The sequence below is a fragment of the Streptomyces sp. NPDC005728 genome (assembly GCF_040630895.1).
Classification (GTDB): domain Bacteria; phylum Actinomycetota; class Actinomycetes; order Streptomycetales; family Streptomycetaceae; genus Streptomyces.
Genome location: NZ_JBEXYL010000021.1, coordinates 20,579 through 39,850, shown reverse-complemented (window position 1 = coordinate 39,850; position 19,272 = coordinate 20,579). Strand labels below are relative to the sequence as shown.

Here is a 19,272-nt window from a genome sequence, read left to right as displayed (position 1 = left end):
TAACCGCTCATATGACATATTCCGCACATAACACCGACGAAAGGCATGTCATGAAGATCGCAGTCATCGGCGGCACCGGGCTGATCGGGTCGCAGGTCGTCAGGAACCTGAACGCCGCCGGGCACGAGGCGGTACCGCACTCGAAGTCCAGTGGCGTCGACGTCATCAGTGGCCGGGGAGTGGAAGAGGCGGTGGCGGGAGCCGACGTCGTCGTCAACCTGACGAACTCCCCGACCTTCGACGAAGCCTCCCCGGCCTTCTTCCAGACCTCGATGGACAACCTTCTGGCCGCGGCCCGGAAGGGTGGCGTCGGCCACTTCGTCATCCTCTCGATCGTCGGCGTGGACCAGGTGCCGGAGCTGGACTACTACCGGGCCAAGGCGCTCCAGGAGAACCTCCTCGTGGACGCGTCGGTTCCCTACTCGATCGTCCGGGCGACGCAGTTCATGGAGTTCATGGACGACGTCCTGTCCTGGACCGCCGACGGCGACACCGTCCGGTTGCCCGCCACGCCGATCCAGCCGATCGCCGCCAAGGACGTGGCCGACGCGGTGGCAGCGGTTGCCGCCGGCGCCCCGCTGAACGGCATCCGCAACATCGGCGGCCCCGAGATCTTCTCCCTGGACGAGCTGGGCCGGATCACCCTGTCCCACAAGGGCGACCACCGCACCGTCGTCACCGACCCCACCGCCGGCATGTTCGCCGCCGTCAAGGGTGACGTCCTCACCGACAAGGACGCCCACCTCGCCGCCACCCGCTACGCCGACTGGCTCTCCTAGCCGCCGTCTCCGCCTCCTGCGTGTCCTGCCCCGGTCCGGCAGTCGTTTCGTGGATGAGCGAGGTGGATGATCTTGGATGTCTACGAGGCGGTCACGAGCCGACGGGCGGTGCGCGGGTTCACCGACCGGCCCGTCCCGAGGCAGGTGCTGGAGCGGGTGCTGTCCGCCGCGGCCTGGGCGCCGTCCGGATCGAACCTCCAGCCGTGGCGCGCCTACGTGGTGACCGGTGGACCGCTGGCCGAGCTCAAGAAGCGCGCCGGCGAGCGCGTGGCCTCAGGTGATCCCTGGGACGAGCGGGAGTACGAGATGTATCCGGCCGCACTGAAGTCTCCGTACCGCGAGCGCCGATCCGCCTTCGGTCATGAGCGCTACAGCGCCCTTGGTATTGAGCGCGAGGACTGGGAGGCGCGGCAGAGGGCCGCTGCCGCGAACTGGGACTGTTTCGGTGCGCCTGCCGCCCTGTTCTGCTACATCGACCGCGACTTGGGCCGGCCTCAATGGTCCGACGTGGGCATGTATCTGCAGACGATCATGCTGCTGCTGCGTGCCGAAGGGCTGCACAGCTGCCCGCAGATGGCGTGGTCGGTGTATCGCAGGACTGTCGCGGAGATCCTGTCACCACCGGACGAGTTCATGCTCTTCTGCGGAATGTCGATCGGGTTCGAGGACACCTCGGTGGGTTACGTCCGTACGGGCCGGGCGCCGCTCGACGAGACGGTCACGTTCGTCGAGGGGTAGATCCGCGACTGCGCGACGACCGGGCAGGCGCCCCGTCGTTGAACTGTTAATCGAACATTGGACGGTCGTGGTCGTGTGCGACGCCTGCGACGTCACGAGATGCAGGTGTTGCAGTTCGAATCTACTGTGGCGGCGGAGGGGGGATCCCACCGAGGGCTGGCAGAACCGTGACGCCCCACGCCTCCATGCGCGGTGACGGTGTCCGGTTCGTTCTCTGGAAGGAACCTGGAATGCCCACGGAGAACCTCGTTCGCAACGGCACATTCACCGAGCCCCGCGTAGGCGGCGCCAGCAAGTCCTGGGCCGGTGTCCACCCGGCCTGGCCCCATCGGGCCACTGGCTGGGAGCCCGTGAACATATGGGGCTATGACCACCTCAACGCCGCGTTCGCGCATCACCCGAACGGCCTTCAGGCCGTCGACCTGGGCCGTGAGTTCACCCAGGGCGGCATCAAGCAGACCATCGAGACCAAAGCGGGTGCCACCTACAACCTCTCGTTCGAGTGCAGTCCGGACGAGTGGCCCAACTGCAACGGCCGGCAGAACAACTTCACGGTGAAGGTCACCGACGACACCGGCGGCACCGAGATCACCTCCCGTGACTTCGACCCCGGAGTGGGCCGCGGCCAGGCGAACTGGCAGCGGAAGGAGTTCTCCTTCCAGGCGAAGAGCGGCCGCACGATGATCAGCTTCCTGGGTATGGCACCCAGCAGCTGTCAGTCGGCCATCACCAACGTGTCGGTCATCGGCCTGACGGACGGCCAGAGCGCGGGTACCGGCACCACGACCCAGAACCAGAACCAGGGCACCACCACCACCGGTCAGGACCAGCAGCTCACGGACCTCCGGAACAAGGTCAACGACCTCACCGGTCAGGTCAACGACCTCACCGCGAAGCTGGCGGAGTGCCAGAAGAACTCCGAGGAACTGCGCCAGAACCAGCGGGATGCCGCCGCGGAGTACGTCCGGGGCAAGCGGCAGGGACGTGAGGCCGCCATGAAGCAGTGGCAGCAGACCGGCCAGGTCACGCTCTAGTCGCCCCAGGCGCACCGTCATCCCCGTCACAGTGAGGAGCTGGACATGACCACTGTCAGCATCGACACCACGAAACAGGACGCCTACGACCGCGGCGAGGACCAGGGCCGCATGGACGCGCTGGCCGGACGGCCGAGCACCTCGCCGCCTCGCGACGGCCGGGGCGGAGAGCAGGACTACTACGCCGACGGCTACGACTGGGGATACCAGCAGGGCCTGAAGGCGCGCGGGCAGGGCAACGGCGGCGCGCAGCAGCCCGTCGGCCAGACCACCACGACCGGGGTGGACGCCCAACTGCGCGTGGACCAGGCCGTCACCCCCAGCATCGACCTCGACGACCCCAAGCCGGCCGGTCTGGCCGTCCTGATCACCTCCGGCGGAGTGCCGGTGCGGCCGGGACGCGTCGAACTGCGCATCACCGCCCCGACGGGCATGGTCTTCGACGACTACATGACGCCCTCCTACCTCTACTCGCCCACGCCGGTCTCCGAGGCGGAGCGTCCCACGCATCGTCTTGAGGAGGGCGGTCGGGTGATGGTGGTCACGGGTGACTTCCACGTCCGCACCGACGAGGCCGACCAGCACGGTTGGCTGATCTCCGCGTCGGTACGCCACATCGACGGCGCCAAGCCCGGAAAGAACAAGGACGGCCTGGCGACGATCAACGGCGTCACCAAGTGCGCGCTGGGCGGCAACCTCTTCTGACCCGGAGAGGGCCGTACGGAGAAAGAGTGGGTGACCGGAGCCGGCTCCGGTCACCCACCCGCGAGCGGGACAAGGCGCAGTGAGGCCGAGGGAGTCGAGCGCATGAACACAGAGATCCGGGGGCCGCTGCGGGGCAGGGCTCCGGTGCCGCTGTCCGTGCTGGACCCCGTGGTCGTCGGCAGTGGGTCCACCGCCGCACGGGCACTGCGGGGCGGTGTGACGCTGGCCCGGACGGCGGAGCGGCGGGGGTATCACCGGTTCTGGGTGACCGAGCATCATTCGGTGCCGGGCGTCGCCACGTCCTGCCCCGCCCTGATCCTGGCTCATCTGGCCGCGCACACCTGGCGCATCCGGCTCGGCTCGGGGGGCGTGATGCTGCCCAACCACGCCCCGCTGGTCGTCGCGGAGCAGTTCGGCACGCTCGAGGCGCTGGCGCCGGGGCGGATCGATCTGGGCGTGGGGCGCGCCCCGGGCGCGGATCTGCCCACGGCCACCGCGCTGCGCCGCACCGACCCGCTGCTGGAGCGCGCCGAGGACTACCCCCGCCAGGTGGGCGAGTTGATCCGGTTCCTGGACGACGACTTCCCCGAGGGCCATCCGCTGGCCGGCGTGCACGCGGTGCCCGGCCCGGTGCAGAGCCGCGTACCCGGCGGTGTGCCGGCATCGGGACGGCCACCGGTGTGGCTGCTGGGCTCCGGCGGCACCGGCGCCCAGTTGGCGGCGGCGCTGGGGCTGCCGTTCGCGTTCGCCCATCACATCGCGCCCGCCGCCACCGTTGCGGTGCTCGACCTCTACCGGCGCGCGTTCCGGCCGTCGGCGGTGCTGGACCGGCCGTACGCCATGGTGTCCGTCCTCGCCTTCGCCGCGGCGGAGGAGACGGAGGCCCGTCGGCACGCGCTCACCGGCGCGCACACGATGATGAGGATCCGCAGCAGCCGACCGCCGGGCCTGGTGCCGGATCCCGGCGACTGCGAGCGCTGCGAACTCACACCGACGCAGAAGGAGTTCGTCGACGGCTGTCTGGCCGACACCGTGTGCGGCACCCCGCAGGACGTACGGGCCGGGCTGGACGAGCTGGTGGACCGTACCGGCGCGCAGGAGCTGATGATCGTCTCGCCCGCCCACAGCCTGCCGGCCCGGATCCGTTCGTACGAGCTGATCGCCGACGCCTACGGCCTAGCGGGCTCCGCCGTCGAGCAGCGGCCCGGCGACCGCGACCGTGCCGAGGGCGACGTCCTGGTACAGATGGAATCCGCCCGCCAGTTGGGGAAGCTCCCGCTCTGACTCGCCCGGATCCTCCTCGGCCGGCGCGTCGGCCGGGGGCGCGGCCATGGAGCCGAGGTCGCCCGCGATGCCGTCCAGCGTCGCCTTGGCCGCGACGGTGAGCAGGCGCAGCGGAAGGTCGAAGACCGCGGCCGTGCGCGGCAGCGGCACCGCCTGGAGCACGGTCGGCGCGGCGCCGACGGTTTCGGAGAGCAGGCGCAGCGGCAGGCGCAGCGTGGCCGCGAGGTCCTGGGGCGGGACCGGCGGCGGAGGGTCGCCGTCGAGCATGAAGTCCTCCCACTCCAGCAGGTCGAACAGGAACTGTCCGCCCTTGTACACCGGCCACACGCCGAGGACTTCGAGCAGCCGCGCGGCTCGCTCGGGCTCCTCGCGGCGCATGGCGATCCCGTGCCGGGCGAGGGTGCACAGCACCGCGCGCGTCCGGGCGTTGCCGCGGCGGACGAGGTCGAGCACCGCCGCATCCTGGGTTTCGGCGGTCCCGGCCGTGCCCGGCTCGGGTGTCTCCGGTGTCTCGGTCCCGGGTGTCTCGGTCCCGTGTGTCATAGCAGCCTCGTGGTGACGTAGTGGGCGATCTGGCGGAGGACGGCCTTGCCCTCGTTCTCGGGAATCACGGCGAGGTCCTCCTCGAACCGGGTGATGCCCTCGTCCGCAAGGCGGGCGGCGAGATCGACGGCGTAGTCGATGGAGCCGTGGCGCCGCATGGCGGCGAGGATCTCCTCCGCGTCCTGCTGGGCCTTGGCGGACCGGGGGCGCTGAAGGACCTCCTGCATCCGGGGCCGCTCCGCTTCGGTCAGGTGGCGGAAGAGGTGGATCAGCATGACGGTGCGCTTGCCCTCCAGCAGATCGCCTAGGGGCTCCTTGCCGTACAGCTCCTCCTGGCCGACGAGGTTCAGGATGTCGTCCTGGATCTGGAAGGCGATGCCGATCAACCGGAACGCCTCGTCGAAGCGGCCGAGGAGGGCGGGGTCCGTCACCCCCGCGCACACCGCGCCGATGCGGCACGGGCTGATGCAGGTGTACCAGCCGGTCTTCTTGGTGCTCATGGTGAAGTACGCCTCGTCCTCGGCCGGCACCACGTGCTTGTGGATCCAGCCGAGTTCCATGGCCTGGCCCTCCACGGACTCCCGGCACATGTGGATCGCCTCGTGGATGAGGGCCAGGGTGCGGGAGAGACCGAGCGTGTCCAGGTTGGACAGGATCGCGTCCACCGCGAGGAGGTTGAGCCCGTCACCGCAGTTGACCGCCAGGCCGATGCCGTGTTCCTCGTGCAGGGTCGGCAGACCACGCCGGTGGGTGGACTCGTCGGCGATGTCGTCGTGGACGAGGAAGCCGTTGTGGAAGAGCTCCAGCGCGGCGGCGGCCCGTACGGCGTCCTCGGGGCGCCCGCCGAAGGCGGCACAGGCGGCGATGGTGAGGGTCGGTCGCAGTCCCTTGCCCTGCCGGGACGGATACAGCCGCATCAGGTCGTAGAGCTCGGCCTTGGGCTCCCGATGCGGGACGAAGGAGGCCATCGCCTCACTGGTGCGGGCCCGGCAGGCCGCCATGGTCTCCAGCAGATCGGCGTCGTGGACCGGCGACTCGTGCCACCACGGCGAGCTGCCACGGCCGTCCCAGAGCAGGCGCGGACGGGTCACCACCGTCCCGCCGATCAGCTCGGGCTCGCCGCCCGTGGCGTCCTGCGGCCGGCGGCGCAGAAGGTAGTCCGTCCCCGCCCAGCCGGAGGCGTCCTCGGCGGGCTCCGGCGGCTCGTCCTCGTCGGCCGTCCCACCCCACGGGACGGGCGCCTCGTCCCGGTAGCACCGCCACAGCTCCTGCACCGAGCGCAACCCCGCGGCGCGCTGGGCGAGCAGGCTGAAGGCACGCCAGACCGCCAGCACCTGCTCCCGGGGGCCGCGGGTGTCGAGACTGTCCGGCAGCGCCTGGTCGGCCGGGCGGTGCTGGAGGTCGAACAGGAGGTTCAGCGCCCGGTTGTCGAAGACGACCTCGACATCCGGGTCGGCCGGCTCGACGCCGTCGGTCTCGGCACCGTCGGCGGGATGTTCGACGACCAGGCGGCTGTGCCGGGCGGACAGCAGGGCACGGCTGCCGTCGTGGAAGCCGAGCCCCAGCCGGATGCCGCGCATCTGGTCGGCCGCCGCCGCGACGATCGCCGGCGCCCGCTGCGAGAGTTCCTCGACGGTCGCGGTCAGCAGGGCCGCCCCCGTTCGGAGCGGGATCGGCTCAGTCACCGCTCGCACCACCGGCGAACTCCACGATGCCCAGGGCCGAGAAGGACGTACGCCGTCCGGAGACGCGGGCGTCCACCTCGCACTCGCCGAGGGTCTCGTGCACGCTGAACGGGTTGAGGCTCGTCTCCGAGGGGTTGGCGATACGGCCCGCCGTGCGGGCGAGGAAGTCCATGACGAGCCGGTCCTCGCCCATCCGCGCCGTGATGAGCAGCCGCCGGGGAACGGCGGCCGCGGGGGCCGTGCCCAGCATCCCCGCCAGCGGCGGGACCAGGACCACCCGATCCCTGGCCAGGGTGTCCTGCACGGTGATGCGCAGGCTGCGACGCGGGAAGTGGCGTACGAGCCGGCCGTCCCGCCACAGCATGACCGAGCCGTTCGCCGCGTCGACGGGCCGGCTCGGGCGGGCCGGCTGGACGAGGGTGAAGACCACGGCCGCCGGCGGCGGACCGGTGGGCTCGCCCGCCGGATCGTTGACGAAGCCGAACACCCAGCCGCCCAGCGCGGGCCAGCTCCAGCGTCCCCGGACCCGTTCGTGATAGCCGATCAGGTCGGCGTACTGGCCGGCGCCGTCGCCCTTCTCCGCCCGGGACCACCGCAGGGCGCCCGTCGCCAGGACGCCCGGCTCGGACTGCCAGCGCAGGTGCTCGCCGTCACCGAACGGCGCGCACTGGGATGTGCAGGGCCTGCTCGTGCGGCGCAGACGCAGATCGACCACCGGTCCGTCACCACGCCCGGCCACACGGAAACCGTCCCCCGCGCCCGGGCTGCCGTGCGGGCGCGGGCGCGGAAGCCGGAAGGCCGACCACGGGGCGGACGGCTGTTCCGCGTTGAACTGGCTCGACGACCAGCCCCGGCCTTCCTCGTGGACGAGCAGGATCGCCATGCGCTGCGGCTCCGGGCCGGTGCGGAGGGCCACTTCGTCTTCGCGGGCCGCCCCCGGCTCGGCGGAGACAGTGCCTGTGGAGGCCCCCAGGACGGAGAGGTTCGCGATCACCGCCTGTCCGCCCTGTCGGGACAGGAAGGCGTAGTGCAGCCAGCGGCGGTCCAGCGGATGGCTCAACGGAGCTCGCGGGAACGGGCCGGACACGCCGAGATCGGCCTCCGGCCGGAGCGTATGGGTCGTCGACACTTTCCGCATGGTAACGGAATGGAGTCATTGAATACTCTGGGTAATCGTTTCTCTGGGGTGGCATTCACCGGGCAGGGGCGTCCGGCTCCGTTCGCGTGAATTGCGGTCCTGTCCGAGTGCCACAGCCGACGACTGTCCCGATCCGCCCGCATCGTGGATCCGGCCCGCCGACCAGGGCTGCTGCTCCCCGGTACCCGGGCCTGCCGCCCGGTGTCCGGGTTCACCGTGAAGGGGTCCACCCGTGGAGACCGACCGACGAAAAGTACTGAGGACCGCAGCGGCCCTCGCGGCCGCCGGGAGCCTGATCGGTCCGGGCGGCGGTGCGGCCGTTGCTCGCACCCGGTCCGGTGCAGCCGCCGCCCGTCCGCCCGTCGCGGGTGAGGGTGTCGAGCCGGCCGCGTGGCGCGAACTGAGGCAGGTCCTCAGCCCGGCGGCAGCCCTGTACCGCCCCGGGATTCCGGCGTACACGGCGCAGGCCGCGCCCGACAACCAGCGTTACGCCTCCGTCCGGCCGTCCGGCGTCCTCGCGTGCGCGACCGAGGGCGACGTGGCCGCGGCGATCCGGTGGTGTGCCAAGCACGGAGTGCCCTTCGCGCCTCGCTCCGGCGGTCACAACTATGCGGGCTACTCCACCACCCCCGGTCTCGTGATCAGTCTGCGCGCGCTGAAGCAGGTGGTGCCGCAAGGGCTGCGGCTGCGGCTGGGCGGTGGCGCCACCAACTCGGACGTGTACGCAGCACGTGCGGCAAACCTCTACTTCCCCGGTGGGCGCTGCCCGGGAGTGGGCGTCGCCGGGCTCACCCTCGGCGGCGGGCTCGGTTTCAACGACCGTAAGTGGGGCCTGACCTGCGACCGGCTCACCGAGACCCGGGTCGTACTCGCAGACGGGACGCTGGTGCGGGCGGCCGACGACGAGAACGCCGACCTGTTCTGGGCCTGTCGGGGCGGGGCGGGCGGCAACTTCGGCATCAACACCGGCTTCGTCTTCGACGCCGTACGCGTCGACCAACTGCGCGCCACCGTCTTCGACGTGACCTTCGGCCTGGACGCGGGCGTCGAGGTGATGGAAGAACTCAGGCACATCCTCGACGGGGACCGTCACCACGACTTCGACGTACGGATCGGCTTCAAGCACGCCGGCGACGGCACCACCTCGCTCTGGCTGCTCGGACAGCGGCTGGGCCACGCGGACACACTGCGACGCCTGTTCAGTCCTCTTCTGGCCTTGCGGCCGACGCGGACCGTCATCGAGGAACACGGATTCTGGTCCGCGCAGGACTACCTCATGGAAACCCCCGGAGCGAAGGACGCCTACGCCTCCAAGTCCCTCGTCCCCGACCGGTGGCCCACGCCCGACACGGTGGCCGCCGTCGCCGACTGGGTACGCGGCTGGCAGCCGGGAGCCGGCCGGGCCACCGGCTACATCACCCTGTTCGCCATGGGCGGCGACAGCGCCACGCCCCGCCCGTACGAGACGGCCTACCCGCACCGCAGGGCAACGTTCGTGATCGACATCGGCACCCACTGGAAGCCAGGCGCCCCGCCGTCCGAGGTCCGCGCCCTACTGGAACAGACTCGCTCCGCCCACCACATGCTCTGCCGCCGCCTCTCCACCCAAGCGGCCTACGTCAACTTCCCGGACCCGGACCTCCCCGACTGGCGGCACGCCTACTACGGAACCAACTACGACCGCCTGGTCACCGTAAAACGGCGGTACGACCCCACCGGCCTGTTCCGCTACCAGCAAGCCGTCGGCGCTCCCCGCAGCTGAGCCCCTCAGTCCGTCCGGTTCACCCGGTACGCCCGGAGGAAGGCCGACACTCCGCCCGTGATCAGGCGGTCGGTCTCCTCCTTGGGCAGGGGCAGGACGCCGTAGTGGGTGGACTGGACGATGGTGTGCGAGGTCAGTGCCGTGAAGTGGCCGGCCGCCAGGGCCGGGTCGCCGTGTACGTCGAGCAGGCCGGCCGCGCCCAGGTGAGCCATGGCCTCGGTGAGGGCCCGGCCGACCGGTTCCGGGCCCGCTTCGTGCCAGGCCTTCAGGACCTCTCCCGGTACGTGGTCGGCCTCGGCGTGGATGTGGCGGACCAGGGCGAAGTGGTTCGGGTAGTCCGTCATGAGGCCGACGAAGGCGCGGGCGAGGGCCACCAGGTCGCGTTCGAGGTCGTCGGGGTGAGGGGGGCGCTCCGGGTCCAGGACGGCCTTGAGGCGGGCCAGTTGGGCGTCCCGGACCTGGCTGGACGTCCACGTCACCACGGTCTCGAAGAGCTGCGCCTTGCCGCCGGGGAAGTGGTTGTAGAGCGTGCGCGTGGAGACGCCGGCCTCGGCGGCCAGCGCGTCGACCGAGGCGCGGGTGTAGCCCTCGCGGCCGAAGAGCGTGCAGGACGCGCTCGCGAGGGCGATCTGCTTCTCCAGCTTGCGCGGTGAGACCTCGCGCCGCGCCCGTGCCGTCCGGCTCTCGTTGGTTTCGCCCACTCCGGCTCCCTCCTGGACCTGCACTGTACCCGACTTGCAATGAGCGTTGTACTTTTTACAACGCTCGTTGTACTTTCCTGGAAGGGCGGCGGCCGCACCGGGCGGTCGTACCGCCGCGAGTCCGAAATGGGGGATCCCTGTGTCCGAACGCCACGAAGTCCCGCTCCGTGTCGCCGTGATCGTCGGCAGCGTCCGCGAGGGCCGGCAGGGCCGGGCCGTCACCGAGTGGTTCCTCGGCGCCGCCGCCGGCGACGACAGCCTGGAGCTGGACGTCATCGACCTCGCCGAGGTGGAGCTGCCGCTGGTGATGCCCGGCTGGGGTGGCAGACCGAGCCCCGAGGCCGTGGCCGCGCTGGCGGACGTCTCGCCCCGGCTCGCCTCTGCGGACGCGTTCGTCGTCGTCACACCGGAGTACAACCACAGCTTCCCGGCAGCCCTGAAGAACTTCATCGACTGGCACCACGCCCAGTGGCAGGCCAAGCCGGTCGGCTTCGTGTCGTACGGCGGTCTCGGCGGCGGTCTCCGCGCGGTCGAGCAGCTCCGGCTGGTCTTCGCCGAACTGCACGCGGTGACCGTGCGGGACTCGGTCAGCCTGCACGGGCCGTGGTCCGGCCTCGGCCAGGACGGGGAACCGCGCGACGCGGCGGTGTGCGCGGGCGCCGCCAAGGGCATGCTCGGCCAACTCGCCTGGTGGGGGCGGGTCCTGCGGACCGGCCGCGCCGAGCTCCCGTACGCCGGCTGAGGGCGGGGCGGGGGAGATGAACACCACGGGTCCCGCCGGGACACCGAGGGCCGGGGCGCCGTCCGTCGAGACACCGCAGGCCGGCGCACCGCCCACCGCGGACACGTCCGCCGCGCTCCACCGCGTTGTCGCCGTCGTCGTCATCGGCTCCGTGATGTCCGTGCTGGACATGACCATCGTCAATGTCGCGCTGCGTCGCCTCTCGGAGTCCTTCTCGGCGCCGCTGGAGACCATCCAGTGGACCGCCACCGCGTACACGCTCGCGCTCGCCGCGGTCATTCCCGCCGCCGCCTGGGCGATGGGCCGGATCGGCGCCAAGCGCACCTATCTGACCGCGCTCACCCTGTTCACGCTGGGCTCGGTGCTCGCCGCGTGCGCCTGGGACGCGGGCAGCCTCATCGCCTTCCGCGCGGTGCAGGGGCTGGGCGGCGGGCTGCTGATGCCGGTCGGCATGGCGCTGGTGATGCGGATCGCCGACCGGGCCCGGCTCGGCCGCGCGATGGGCCTGCTGGGGCTGCCCGTCCTGGTCGGGCCGATCGCCGGGCCGCTGCTCGGCGGCTGGCTGGTCGACTCCGCGTCCTGGCGCTGGATCTTCCTGGTCAACCTGCCGGTGGGCGCGCTCGCCCTGACACTCGCGGCACGGCTGCTGCCCGGGGACGCGCCCGATGCCCGTACCACCGGGGTGCCCCGCCTGGACGTCCCCGGCCTGTTGATGTTCTCGCCCGGTCTGGCCCTGCTCCTGTACGGCCTGGCCCGTGGCGGTGAGCGCGGCGACTTCACGGCACCGGGCGCACTCCTGCCCACGCTAGCCGGTGCCGTTCTCGCCGCCGCCTTCGTACGACGCGCCCGCACCGTCCGCGCGCCGCTGCTGGACCTGCGGCTGCTGGGCGACCGCACCTTCGCCGCCGGCATCGCCACGCTCGCCCTGTTCACCTGCGGGTACTTCGGGTCGATGCTGCTCGGGCCGCTGTACTGGCAGCAGGAGCGGGGCGTGAGCGCGACCGGCGTCGGGCTGCTGGGCGCTCCGGTGGGGCTGGCCGTCGGGGTGGCGATGCAGATCGCGGCGCGGCGGATCGACACGGTGTCGCCGCGCCGGCTGGTTCCGGCCGGGATCGCGGTGGGTGCTCTCGGGATGGCGCTGGTCGCACTGCAGAGCGGGGTGAGCGGGGTGCCCATGTGGCGGGTGATCGTACCGGCCATGGTGATGGGCGTCGGGGCCGGCACGGTGCTGATGCCGACGATGATGACCGCGACCCGCGACCTGCCCGCCGACCGCGTGGCCGCGGCGAGCACCGCGCTGAGCATCAACTCCCAGCTGGGGGCGTCCGTCGGGACGGCGGTGCTGTCGGTGGTGCTGGGTTCGGCGGGCATGGACCCGGCGGGCTTCCGGACCACGTACGCGATCGCCGCGGCCCTGCTGGCCCTTGCGCTCCTGCCCGCGCTGCGACTGCCGGGACACCGCGGCTGAGGCCGGCGCACGGCCGGCCCCTGCTCGGCGGACGGCCGGCGCTCAGCCCGCGTTCAGCTCCGTCAGGCCGCCCAACTCGCCCAGCGGCAGCGTGTGCTGGGTCTGCAGGACCTTCGCGCGCAGGTAGCGGACGTTGTGGTCCGTGGTGAAGACGCCGGTCGGCACCCGGTCCCGTACGACGACACCGAGCGAGCGCAACTGCTCCGCCTTGTCGGGGTTGTTGGAGAGCAGGTCCAGTTCCCCGATGCCGAGGGCGCGCAGCATCTGCGCGGCGGCCGTGTAGTCGCGGGCGTCCTCCGGGAGGCCGAGCGCGGCGTTCGCCTCATAGGTGTCGAGGCCCTGGTCCTGGAGGGCGTAGGCGTCGAGCTTGTTGTACAGGCCGATGCCGCGCCCCTCCTGGCGGAGGTAGAGCAGGACGCCCCCGCGCTCGGCGATCCGCTCGACCGCCTCGCGCAGCTGGGGACCGCAGTCGCAGCGGGCCGAGCCGAAGACGTCCCCGGTCAGGCACTCGGAGTGCAGCCGCACCAGCGGAACCGGACCGGGCTCGCCGAGGACGACGGCCACGTGCTCCTGGCCGTCGGCCAGCCCGTGGAAGGTGACGAGTTCGGCGTCGACGCGGTAGCCGTCGTGGAACTGCAGCGGTACCCGGACGCGGGAGCGCGGTGTGGCGGCGGGGGTGTCGGGCATGCGGGCCTCCGGTTCCGTTCCCTGCATCTGCTTCAGATTTGAAGCAGATGCTCGGTCCGGGACCCTACCTCATGTTTCAAAGTTAAAGCAACGGGTTTGGGTGCGGCATGCGGGCGCGCGGGGCGTGGAGCACGCGGCCGTGCGGGCGTACCGGCCCCTACGGCGATGCCTCGGACCCGCCCGAACAGGGCGACGACCGCCGCCGCCACGGCACGTCCTCCGCGGCGCCCCCCGTCTCCTCCTCCTGCAGCCCGCGCGCGATCCCCGTGCAGATCGCCTCCAGCTGCCCGACCTGCTCCGGTGTGAGCCGGTCGAAGAGGGTCGCGCGGACCGTCTCGACGTGCCCGGGTGCCGTACGCTCCAGCACGGCCATCCCCTCGTCCGTCAGCGAGGCGAGACTGCTGCGCTTGTCCCAGCTGCAGTCCTCCCGCCGCACCATCCCGTCCCGCTCCAGCCGGGTCACCGCGTACGTCAGCCTGCTGCGCGTGATCTTCAGCTTCTCGGCGAGATCGGTCATGCGCAGGCGCCGCTCGGGTGCGTCGGAGAGGTTGGCCAGCACGGAGTAGAACAGGTGCGGCATGCCGGCCTCCTGCTGGAGCTGCCGGTCGATCGCGTCCTCCAGGAGCTGGGAGGCGGCGATGTACGCGCGCCAGGCGCGCTGCTCCTCGGGGGTGAGCCAGCGGGTCGTCATGCCGCCAGTGTAGGTTTGTTTCAAACTTGAACCAAGATCGCCCGTGCTCTGCCAGGACCGCCAGTCCTGGACCGGGCCGGCCGGTCCAGGACCAAGCCCGCCCGTCGTGACCGCTCGCCAGGGAGACCGCGTCCATGCCGTACCCGTACGTCCTGCTGTCCGCCGCTGTCTCCCTCGACGGCTACCTGGACGACACCGGCCCGGACCGGCTCCTGCTGTCCGGCCCGGCCGACTTCGACCGGGTCGACGAGGTACGGGCCTCGGTCGACGCCATTCTGATCGGCGCCGGCACCATCCGCGCCGACAACCCGCGCCTGCTGGTGAACTCGCCCGAGCGAAGGGCGGCCCGCACCGCCGAAGGCAAGGCTCCGTACCCCCTGAAGGTCACCGTCACCGCCGCCGGCGACCTCGACCCGGCCGCGAACTTCTGGCACACGGGCGGCGAGAAGCTCGTGTACACGACGGACCAGGGCGCCGAGCAGGCCTCCCGTGCCCTCGGCCGGACCGCCGACGTGGTCTCCCTCGGCCCCGCCCTCGACTGGCGCGCCCTGCTGGAGCACCTGCACGACGTGCGCGGGGTGCGGCGCCTGATGGTCGAGGGCGGCGGAACCGTCCACACCCAGCTCCTGCGGCAGGGCCTCGCCGACGAACTCCAGCTGGTCCTCGCCCCGCTCTTCGTCGGCGACCCGGCGGCCCCGCGCCTGTTCGGGCCGGGGCCGTACCAGGGCGGCCGCCTCCGCCTCACCGAGACCCGCCGGATCGAGGACGTAGTCCTCATGCGCTACGAGCCCACCGCCCCCGGCACCGGCCCGGAGCCCGTCGCCGCCGACCGCCACTGGCTGCGCACCGCCTGCGACCTGGCCGCCCTCTGCCCGCCCTCGCGCACGGCCTTCAGCGTCGGCGCGGTGGTGGTCGCCGCCGACGGCACGGAGCTGGCACGCGGCCACTCGCGCGAGGGCGGCGACCCCGTGGTGCACGCGGAGGAGGCGGCCCTCGCGAAGATCGACCCCGCCGACCCTCGCCGGCCCGGCGCCACCGTCTACAGCAGCCTGGAACCCTGCTCCCACCGCGCCTCCCGCCCCGCCCCCTGCGCCGAGCTGATCCTGCGGGCGGGCGTACGACGGGTGGTCACGGCCTGGCGCGAGCCGGACACGTTCGTGACGGCGGCCGACGGGACCGGGGTGCTGGTGGGCGCGGGCGTGGAGGTCGTCCTGCTGCCGGAGTACGAAGGCCCGGCGAAGGCGCCGAACACCCACCTGCTGCCCTGAGACGTCACCCCGCGGAAACCCGTGTGCTTCGTGTCCTGCGCATGGCGTACACTGGAGTCACAACGACGCGGGGTGGAGCAGCTCGGTAGCTCGCTGGGCTCATAACCCAGAGGTCGCAGGTTCAAATCCTGTCCCCGCTACTGAAGGCTCAGGGCCGGAATTCAGCAATGGATTCCGGCCCTGAGTGTTTTCCCGTCCTCCCGGGGTACGCCGAGGCGTATACGCGCGTGGCGTACGTCACATGCGGTCATCCGCTCGGTCCACCGCAGTCGCCCGCCGTCCCTTCTCCGGCCACGCTGGACGTACGTCAAGGACACGGGAGACGAGCAGTGTGCCCTGGTGAGGTGGAGGAGGGCCCGCATGCCAGGGCCGGCGGCCGACGCCCCGGCCGCCCCGCCTCGGAACCCGGCCCCGCCCCGGAGCCCGGCTTCGGCGAGGAGCCTGCACCCCGCCCGCCGGAGAAGCGCCGTGGCCGTCGTCCCGCCGCGCGCACCCTGGCCCGCGCTCTGCCCGCCCTCCTGATCGCCGGCGGGATCGTGTACGACCTCCTCACCCCGCGCGCCTTCACCGCCGTCCCCTTCTTCACGGCCGCCCCGCTGATCGCCGCGCCGCTGTCCTCGCTGCGCACCACGCTCCTCACCGGCCTCGCCGCCCTGGCCGCAACCTGCGTCGTACACGCCCGGTTCGGACTCGACCCGGACGCCACCACGATCACCGAGGTCGTCACCGTGGCCACGGTCGCCGTCCTGGCCGCCGCCATCAACAGGGTCGTACGCCTCGGCGACCGGCGGCTCGCCTCCGCCCGGGAGATCGCCGAGGCCGCCCAGCGGGCCGTGCTGCCCCAACCGGACGCGTGCATCGACGGCTTCGACATCGCGGCCCGTTACGAGGCCGCGCAGGAGGGCGCGTTCATCGGCGGCGACCTGTACGCGGTGCAGGACAGCCCGCACGGCGTACGGCTGGTCGTCGGGGACGTGCGCGGCAAGGGCATGGGCGCGGTCGCCGCCGTCGCCGTGCTGATCGGGGCGTTCCGGGAGGCCGCCGAGCAGGAGGCCACGCTGGAGGCGGTGGCCGGAAGGCTGGAGCGGGCGCTGGCCCGCGAGGGCACCCGGCGCAGCGGGATCGACGCCCTCGAGGGCTTCACCACCGCCGTCCTCGCCGAACTCCCGCACGGCGACAGCGGCGACGGTGTCGTACGGATCGTGAACCGCGGTCACCCGCCGCCGCTGCTCCTGCACGGCGACGGCACCCTGCGCGCCCTCAGTGCCCACGAGCCCGCCCTGCCGCTCGGCATGGCCGACCTGGGTCTGTGGCCCGACCGGGTGACCGAGTCGGGCTTCCCGAGCGGCGCCACGCTGCTGCTCTACACCGACGGCCTGTCCGAGGCCCGCGACGCCCACGGCCGCTTCTACGACCCCCGGCGCCGGCTCGCCGGACGCAGCTTCCCCGACCCCCGCTCCCTGCTCGGCCGGCTCGCCGCGGACGTACGCCGGCACTCCGGGGGCGGCACGACCGACGACATGGCGCTGCTCGCCGTACGACGACCCTGACCGATGTCACCCACGGTGATCGGATCGGAGCCCTCCGCATAACAGCTGAGTCACCATCAAAAACGTGGTGACTCCTGAACGCCGGTCAAGTCGCCCGTTTTCCACCGCTCCTGACCCCTACGTCCCGCCTCGGAATCGTTAATGATCAAGCCGAACGGCTTGGAATCTGGCACGTGGGTCTATTAACGTTCGATAACGCAGCGCGGTCGTCCCAGCCGTCACAAGAGGCGGCTCCGTGCGCACGCGCCGAATCCTGCAAGGGAACCGGGGAACCACCACCTTGGGGTGAATCGCGCGGATGCCGTCGTGAACTGCTTGAGTCCACGGCCGGTATACGCGCGTAGGAGACCTTCCTGCTCCGAACCCGTCAGCTAACCCGGTAGGCGGAGGAAGGAAAGGAGTACGCCCGCGTGGCGTCCAACCGGCCTGCCCCCGAAGCCCCGTTCATGCCGAGTGAGACCGAGACCTTCGGTTACTTCGGCGCCCAGCGCACCGACGAGGGCTCCTGGGAGGAGTGGAACCCCACCGAGGAGTCCATACGGCCGGTTCGCGGTCGGCACCGTGTCGCCAAGCAGCGCGGCGGACTCGCCCGCAGCTCCACCGTCCTCGGTGTCGGCGTCATCGCCGCCGTCGGCGCGGGCGGCATGGCCAGCGCCAACACCGGGAAGCCGCCGGTGTCCATCTCCATGCCCGACCTGCCCTCCGTCGGCTCCCTCTTCGACGACGACTCGTCCTCCGACGCGCCCAAGGCCACCACGGCCTCGCTGAGCAACGTCGGCACGACCTCCGCCGACAGCGACGAGGACGGCTCCGACGCTGGCGAGGCCCTGCGCAACCGGATCATGGCCCAGGCCGAGCAGCAGCAGAGCAAGGCCGACAGCAGGGCCGCCGCGGCGAAGGCGGCAGCCGCCGAGAAGGAGGCCGCCGACGCGGCCGCCAAGGCGCAGAAGGAAGCCGCCGCCAAGGCCGCCGCCGCCAAGAAGGAGGCGGAGGCCGCCGCCAAGAAGAAGGCCGAGGAGGAGCGCCTGGCCGCGCTGGCCAAGCAGTACACGCTGCCGACCTCGTCCTACACGATCACCTCGACCTTCGGCCAGGCCGGCTCGATGTGGTCCTCCGGCTACCACACCGGCCTCGACTTCGCCGCGCCCACCGGCACGCTCATCAAGGCCATCCACAGCGGCACGATCACCGAGGCGGGCTGGGCCGGCTCCTACGGCTACCGCACGATCCTCACCCTCGACGACGGCACCGAGCTGTGGTTCTGCCACCAGTCCTCGATCAGCGTGTCCGTCGGCCAGAAGGTCAGCACCGGCGACGTCATCGGCCGCGTCGGCGCCACCGGCAATGTCACCGGCCCGCACCTCCACCTGGAGGTCCACCCGAACGGCCAGTCCACCGGCATCGACCCGATGGCCTGGCTGCGCGGCAAGGGTCTCACCCCCTGACGGATCGTTTGTCCGGCCTTTGCGCACCGGAGCGGAATCCGATCAACCGCTCCGGTTGTTGACGTAAGGCATGACTGCTCTGCGTACATTCGGCTCCTCCGACCTCGAGGTCTTCCCGCTCGCCCTCGGCGGCAACGTCTTCGGCTGGACCGCGGACGAGAAAGCCTCCTTCGCCGTCCTCGACGCCTACACGGCCGAGGGCGGCAACTTCGTCGACACCGCGGACTCCTACTCGGCGTGGATCGAGGGCAACCAGGGCGGTGAGTCCGAGACGATCATCGGCCAGTGGGTCAAGGCCCGCGGCAACCGCTCCGACGTCGTCATCGCCACCAAGGTCAGCCAGCACCCGGAGTACCCGGGCCTGTCCGCGGCCAACATCAAGGCGGCCGCGGACGCCTCCCTGCGCCGCCTGGACACCGACTACATCGACCTCTACTACACCCACTTCGACAAGCCCGAGGTGCCGGTCGAGGAGATCATCGGCGCGCTCGACGAACTGGTGAAGGCGGGCAAGGTCCGGCACATCGCCGCCTCCAACATCACCCCGGAGCGCCTCCAGGCATCCCTGGACTTCTCCGACCGCGAGGGCCTGGCCCGGTACGTGGCCCTCCAGCCCCACTACAACCTGGTCTCCCGCGACACCTACGAGGGCCCGCTGCAGGACCTCGCCGCCCGCGAGGGCCTCGCGGCGGTCCCGTACTTCGCCCTCGCCGCCGGCTTCCTCACCGGCAAGTACCGCCCCGGTGCGACGGTCGACAGCGCCCGCGCCGGCGCGGCCGCCAAGCACCTCGCATCCGAGCGCGGCCAGAAGGTCCTCACGGCCCTGGACGAGATCGCCACCGCCCACGAGGCCCCCGTGGCCACCGTCGCCCTGGCCTGGCTGGCCGCCCAGCCGACGGTGACCGCCCCGATCGCCTCGGCCCGCACGGTGGAACAGCTTCCGGCCCTGCTGGGCGTGGCGGAGCTGCGGCTCACCCAGCAGGAACTGGACCGCCTGACCCAGGCCTCCGCCTGACTTCTCCCCGGCCGCCACGGCGCTCAGCCGGGCCGGC

18 protein-coding genes, 1 tRNA gene and 1 riboswitch are annotated in these 19,272 nt (G+C 71.8%); of the genes, 13 read left to right on the top strand and 6 right to left on the bottom strand.

Annotated elements, in window-relative coordinates; all coding sequences use genetic code 11:
- The first annotated feature begins 50 nt into the window (after nucleotides 1-50).
- The 5 genes from ABZ471_RS16680 to ABZ471_RS16660 all read left to right on the top strand — a co-directional run bounded on the left by ABZ471_RS16680 (nucleotide 51) and on the right by ABZ471_RS16660 (nucleotide 4,540).
- A complete protein-coding gene (locus tag ABZ471_RS16680; RefSeq protein WP_359067029.1) occupies nucleotides 51-779 on the top strand; it encodes an NAD(P)H-binding protein in 729 nt (242 codons plus the stop codon).
- 72 nt (nucleotides 780-851) lie between these two features.
- On the top strand, nucleotides 852-1,517 hold the full coding sequence (locus ABZ471_RS16675) for a nitroreductase (protein WP_359067173.1): 666 nt from the start codon (nucleotides 852-854) through the stop codon (nucleotides 1,515-1,517).
- A gap of 230 nt (nucleotides 1,518-1,747) precedes the next feature.
- A complete protein-coding gene (locus ABZ471_RS16670) occupies nucleotides 1,748-2,551 on the top strand; it encodes a DUF642 domain-containing protein (protein ID WP_359067027.1) in 804 nt (267 codons plus the stop codon).
- Between the two features lie 45 nt (nucleotides 2,552-2,596).
- A complete protein-coding gene (locus tag ABZ471_RS16665; RefSeq protein WP_359067025.1) occupies nucleotides 2,597-3,256 on the top strand; it encodes a hypothetical protein in 660 nt (219 codons plus the stop codon).
- A gap of 102 nt (nucleotides 3,257-3,358) precedes the next feature.
- On the top strand, nucleotides 3,359-4,540 hold the full coding sequence (locus tag ABZ471_RS16660) for an LLM class flavin-dependent oxidoreductase (protein WP_359067023.1): 1,182 nt from the start codon (nucleotides 3,359-3,361) through the stop codon (nucleotides 4,538-4,540).
- Here ABZ471_RS16660 and ABZ471_RS16655 read toward each other — a convergent pair.
- The 3 genes from ABZ471_RS16655 to ABZ471_RS16645 are packed head-to-tail and all read right to left on the bottom strand — an operon-like array spanning nucleotide 4,433 to nucleotide 7,897.
- Nucleotides 4,433-5,083 (bottom strand): hypothetical protein, encoded by a 651-nt coding sequence (locus ABZ471_RS16655; RefSeq protein WP_359067021.1) that lies wholly within the window; start codon nucleotides 5,081-5,083, stop codon nucleotides 4,433-4,435. The genes ABZ471_RS16660 and ABZ471_RS16655 overlap by 108 nt on opposite strands.
- Complete coding sequence (locus tag ABZ471_RS16650; protein WP_359067019.1) at nucleotides 5,080-6,768, bottom strand: polyprenyl synthetase family protein; 1,689 nt, start codon at nucleotides 6,766-6,768, stop codon at nucleotides 5,080-5,082. The genes ABZ471_RS16655 and ABZ471_RS16650 overlap by 4 nt, the downstream gene beginning before the upstream one ends.
- Nucleotides 6,761-7,897, bottom strand: a complete 1,137-nt coding sequence (locus tag ABZ471_RS16645; protein WP_359067017.1) for a hypothetical protein — start codon at nucleotides 7,895-7,897, stop codon at nucleotides 6,761-6,763. Before ABZ471_RS16645 ends, ABZ471_RS16650 begins: the two co-directional genes overlap by 8 nt.
- 241 nt (nucleotides 7,898-8,138) lie before the next feature.
- Between ABZ471_RS16645 and ABZ471_RS16640 the strand changes: the two genes are divergently transcribed.
- Nucleotides 8,139-9,668, top strand: a complete 1,530-nt coding sequence (locus tag ABZ471_RS16640) for an FAD-binding oxidoreductase (protein WP_359067015.1) — start codon at nucleotides 8,139-8,141, stop codon at nucleotides 9,666-9,668.
- Between the two features lie 5 nt (nucleotides 9,669-9,673).
- Here ABZ471_RS16640 and ABZ471_RS16635 read toward each other — a convergent pair whose 3' ends face one another.
- The gene (locus ABZ471_RS16635) at nucleotides 9,674-10,369 is read right to left on the bottom strand and encodes a TetR/AcrR family transcriptional regulator (RefSeq protein WP_359067013.1); all 696 of its coding nucleotides are present in this window, start codon (nucleotides 10,367-10,369) and stop codon (nucleotides 9,674-9,676) included.
- A 133-nt stretch (nucleotides 10,370-10,502) separates the two neighbouring features.
- Between ABZ471_RS16635 and ABZ471_RS16630 the strand changes: the two genes are divergently transcribed.
- Together ABZ471_RS16630 and ABZ471_RS16625 are read left to right on the top strand one after the other, a co-directional pair.
- Nucleotides 10,503-11,111 (top strand): NAD(P)H-dependent oxidoreductase, encoded by a 609-nt coding sequence (locus ABZ471_RS16630; protein ID WP_359067171.1) that lies wholly within the window; start codon nucleotides 10,503-10,505, stop codon nucleotides 11,109-11,111.
- A gap of 16 nt (nucleotides 11,112-11,127) precedes the next feature.
- Nucleotides 11,128-12,579, top strand: a complete 1,452-nt coding sequence (locus tag ABZ471_RS16625; protein WP_359067011.1) for a DHA2 family efflux MFS transporter permease subunit — start codon at nucleotides 11,128-11,130, stop codon at nucleotides 12,577-12,579.
- Between the two features lie 42 nt (nucleotides 12,580-12,621).
- Here the strand turns inward: ABZ471_RS16625 and ribA are convergent, their stop codons facing one another.
- Together ribA and ABZ471_RS16615 are read right to left on the bottom strand one after the other, a co-directional pair.
- A complete protein-coding gene (gene ribA / locus ABZ471_RS16620; RefSeq protein ID WP_359067009.1) occupies nucleotides 12,622-13,266 on the bottom strand; it encodes a GTP cyclohydrolase II in 645 nt (214 codons plus the stop codon).
- 157 nt (nucleotides 13,267-13,423) lie between these two features.
- Entirely contained in the window at nucleotides 13,424-13,957 is a 534-nt protein-coding gene (locus tag ABZ471_RS16615) for a MarR family transcriptional regulator (RefSeq protein WP_359067007.1), read from the bottom strand.
- Between the two features lie 134 nt (nucleotides 13,958-14,091).
- Here ABZ471_RS16615 and ABZ471_RS16610 point away from each other — a divergent pair, with 134 nt between their 5' ends.
- From ABZ471_RS16610 to ABZ471_RS16590, 5 genes are all read left to right on the top strand, one after another.
- A complete protein-coding gene (locus ABZ471_RS16610; RefSeq protein ID WP_359067005.1) occupies nucleotides 14,092-15,225 on the top strand; it encodes a dihydrofolate reductase family protein in 1,134 nt (377 codons plus the stop codon).
- 66 nt (nucleotides 15,226-15,291) lie between these two features.
- Nucleotides 15,292-15,365: transfer RNA gene (locus ABZ471_RS16605), tRNA-Met, on the top strand.
- 189 nt (nucleotides 15,366-15,554) lie between these two features.
- A complete protein-coding gene (locus ABZ471_RS16600; protein WP_359067003.1) occupies nucleotides 15,555-16,775 on the top strand; it encodes a PP2C family protein-serine/threonine phosphatase in 1,221 nt (406 codons plus the stop codon).
- 234 nt (nucleotides 16,776-17,009) lie between these two features.
- Nucleotides 17,010-17,178: riboswitch (cyclic di-AMP (ydaO/yuaA leader) on the top strand.
- Nucleotides 17,179-17,185: 7 nt separating this feature from the next.
- A complete protein-coding gene (locus ABZ471_RS16595) occupies nucleotides 17,186-18,220 on the top strand; it encodes a M23 family metallopeptidase (RefSeq protein WP_359067001.1) in 1,035 nt (344 codons plus the stop codon).
- A 70-nt stretch (nucleotides 18,221-18,290) separates the two neighbouring features.
- The gene (locus tag ABZ471_RS16590) at nucleotides 18,291-19,235 is read left to right on the top strand and encodes an aldo/keto reductase (protein ID WP_359066999.1); all 945 of its coding nucleotides are present in this window, start codon (nucleotides 18,291-18,293) and stop codon (nucleotides 19,233-19,235) included.
- The last annotated feature ends 37 nt before the right edge of the window (nucleotides 19,236-19,272 follow it).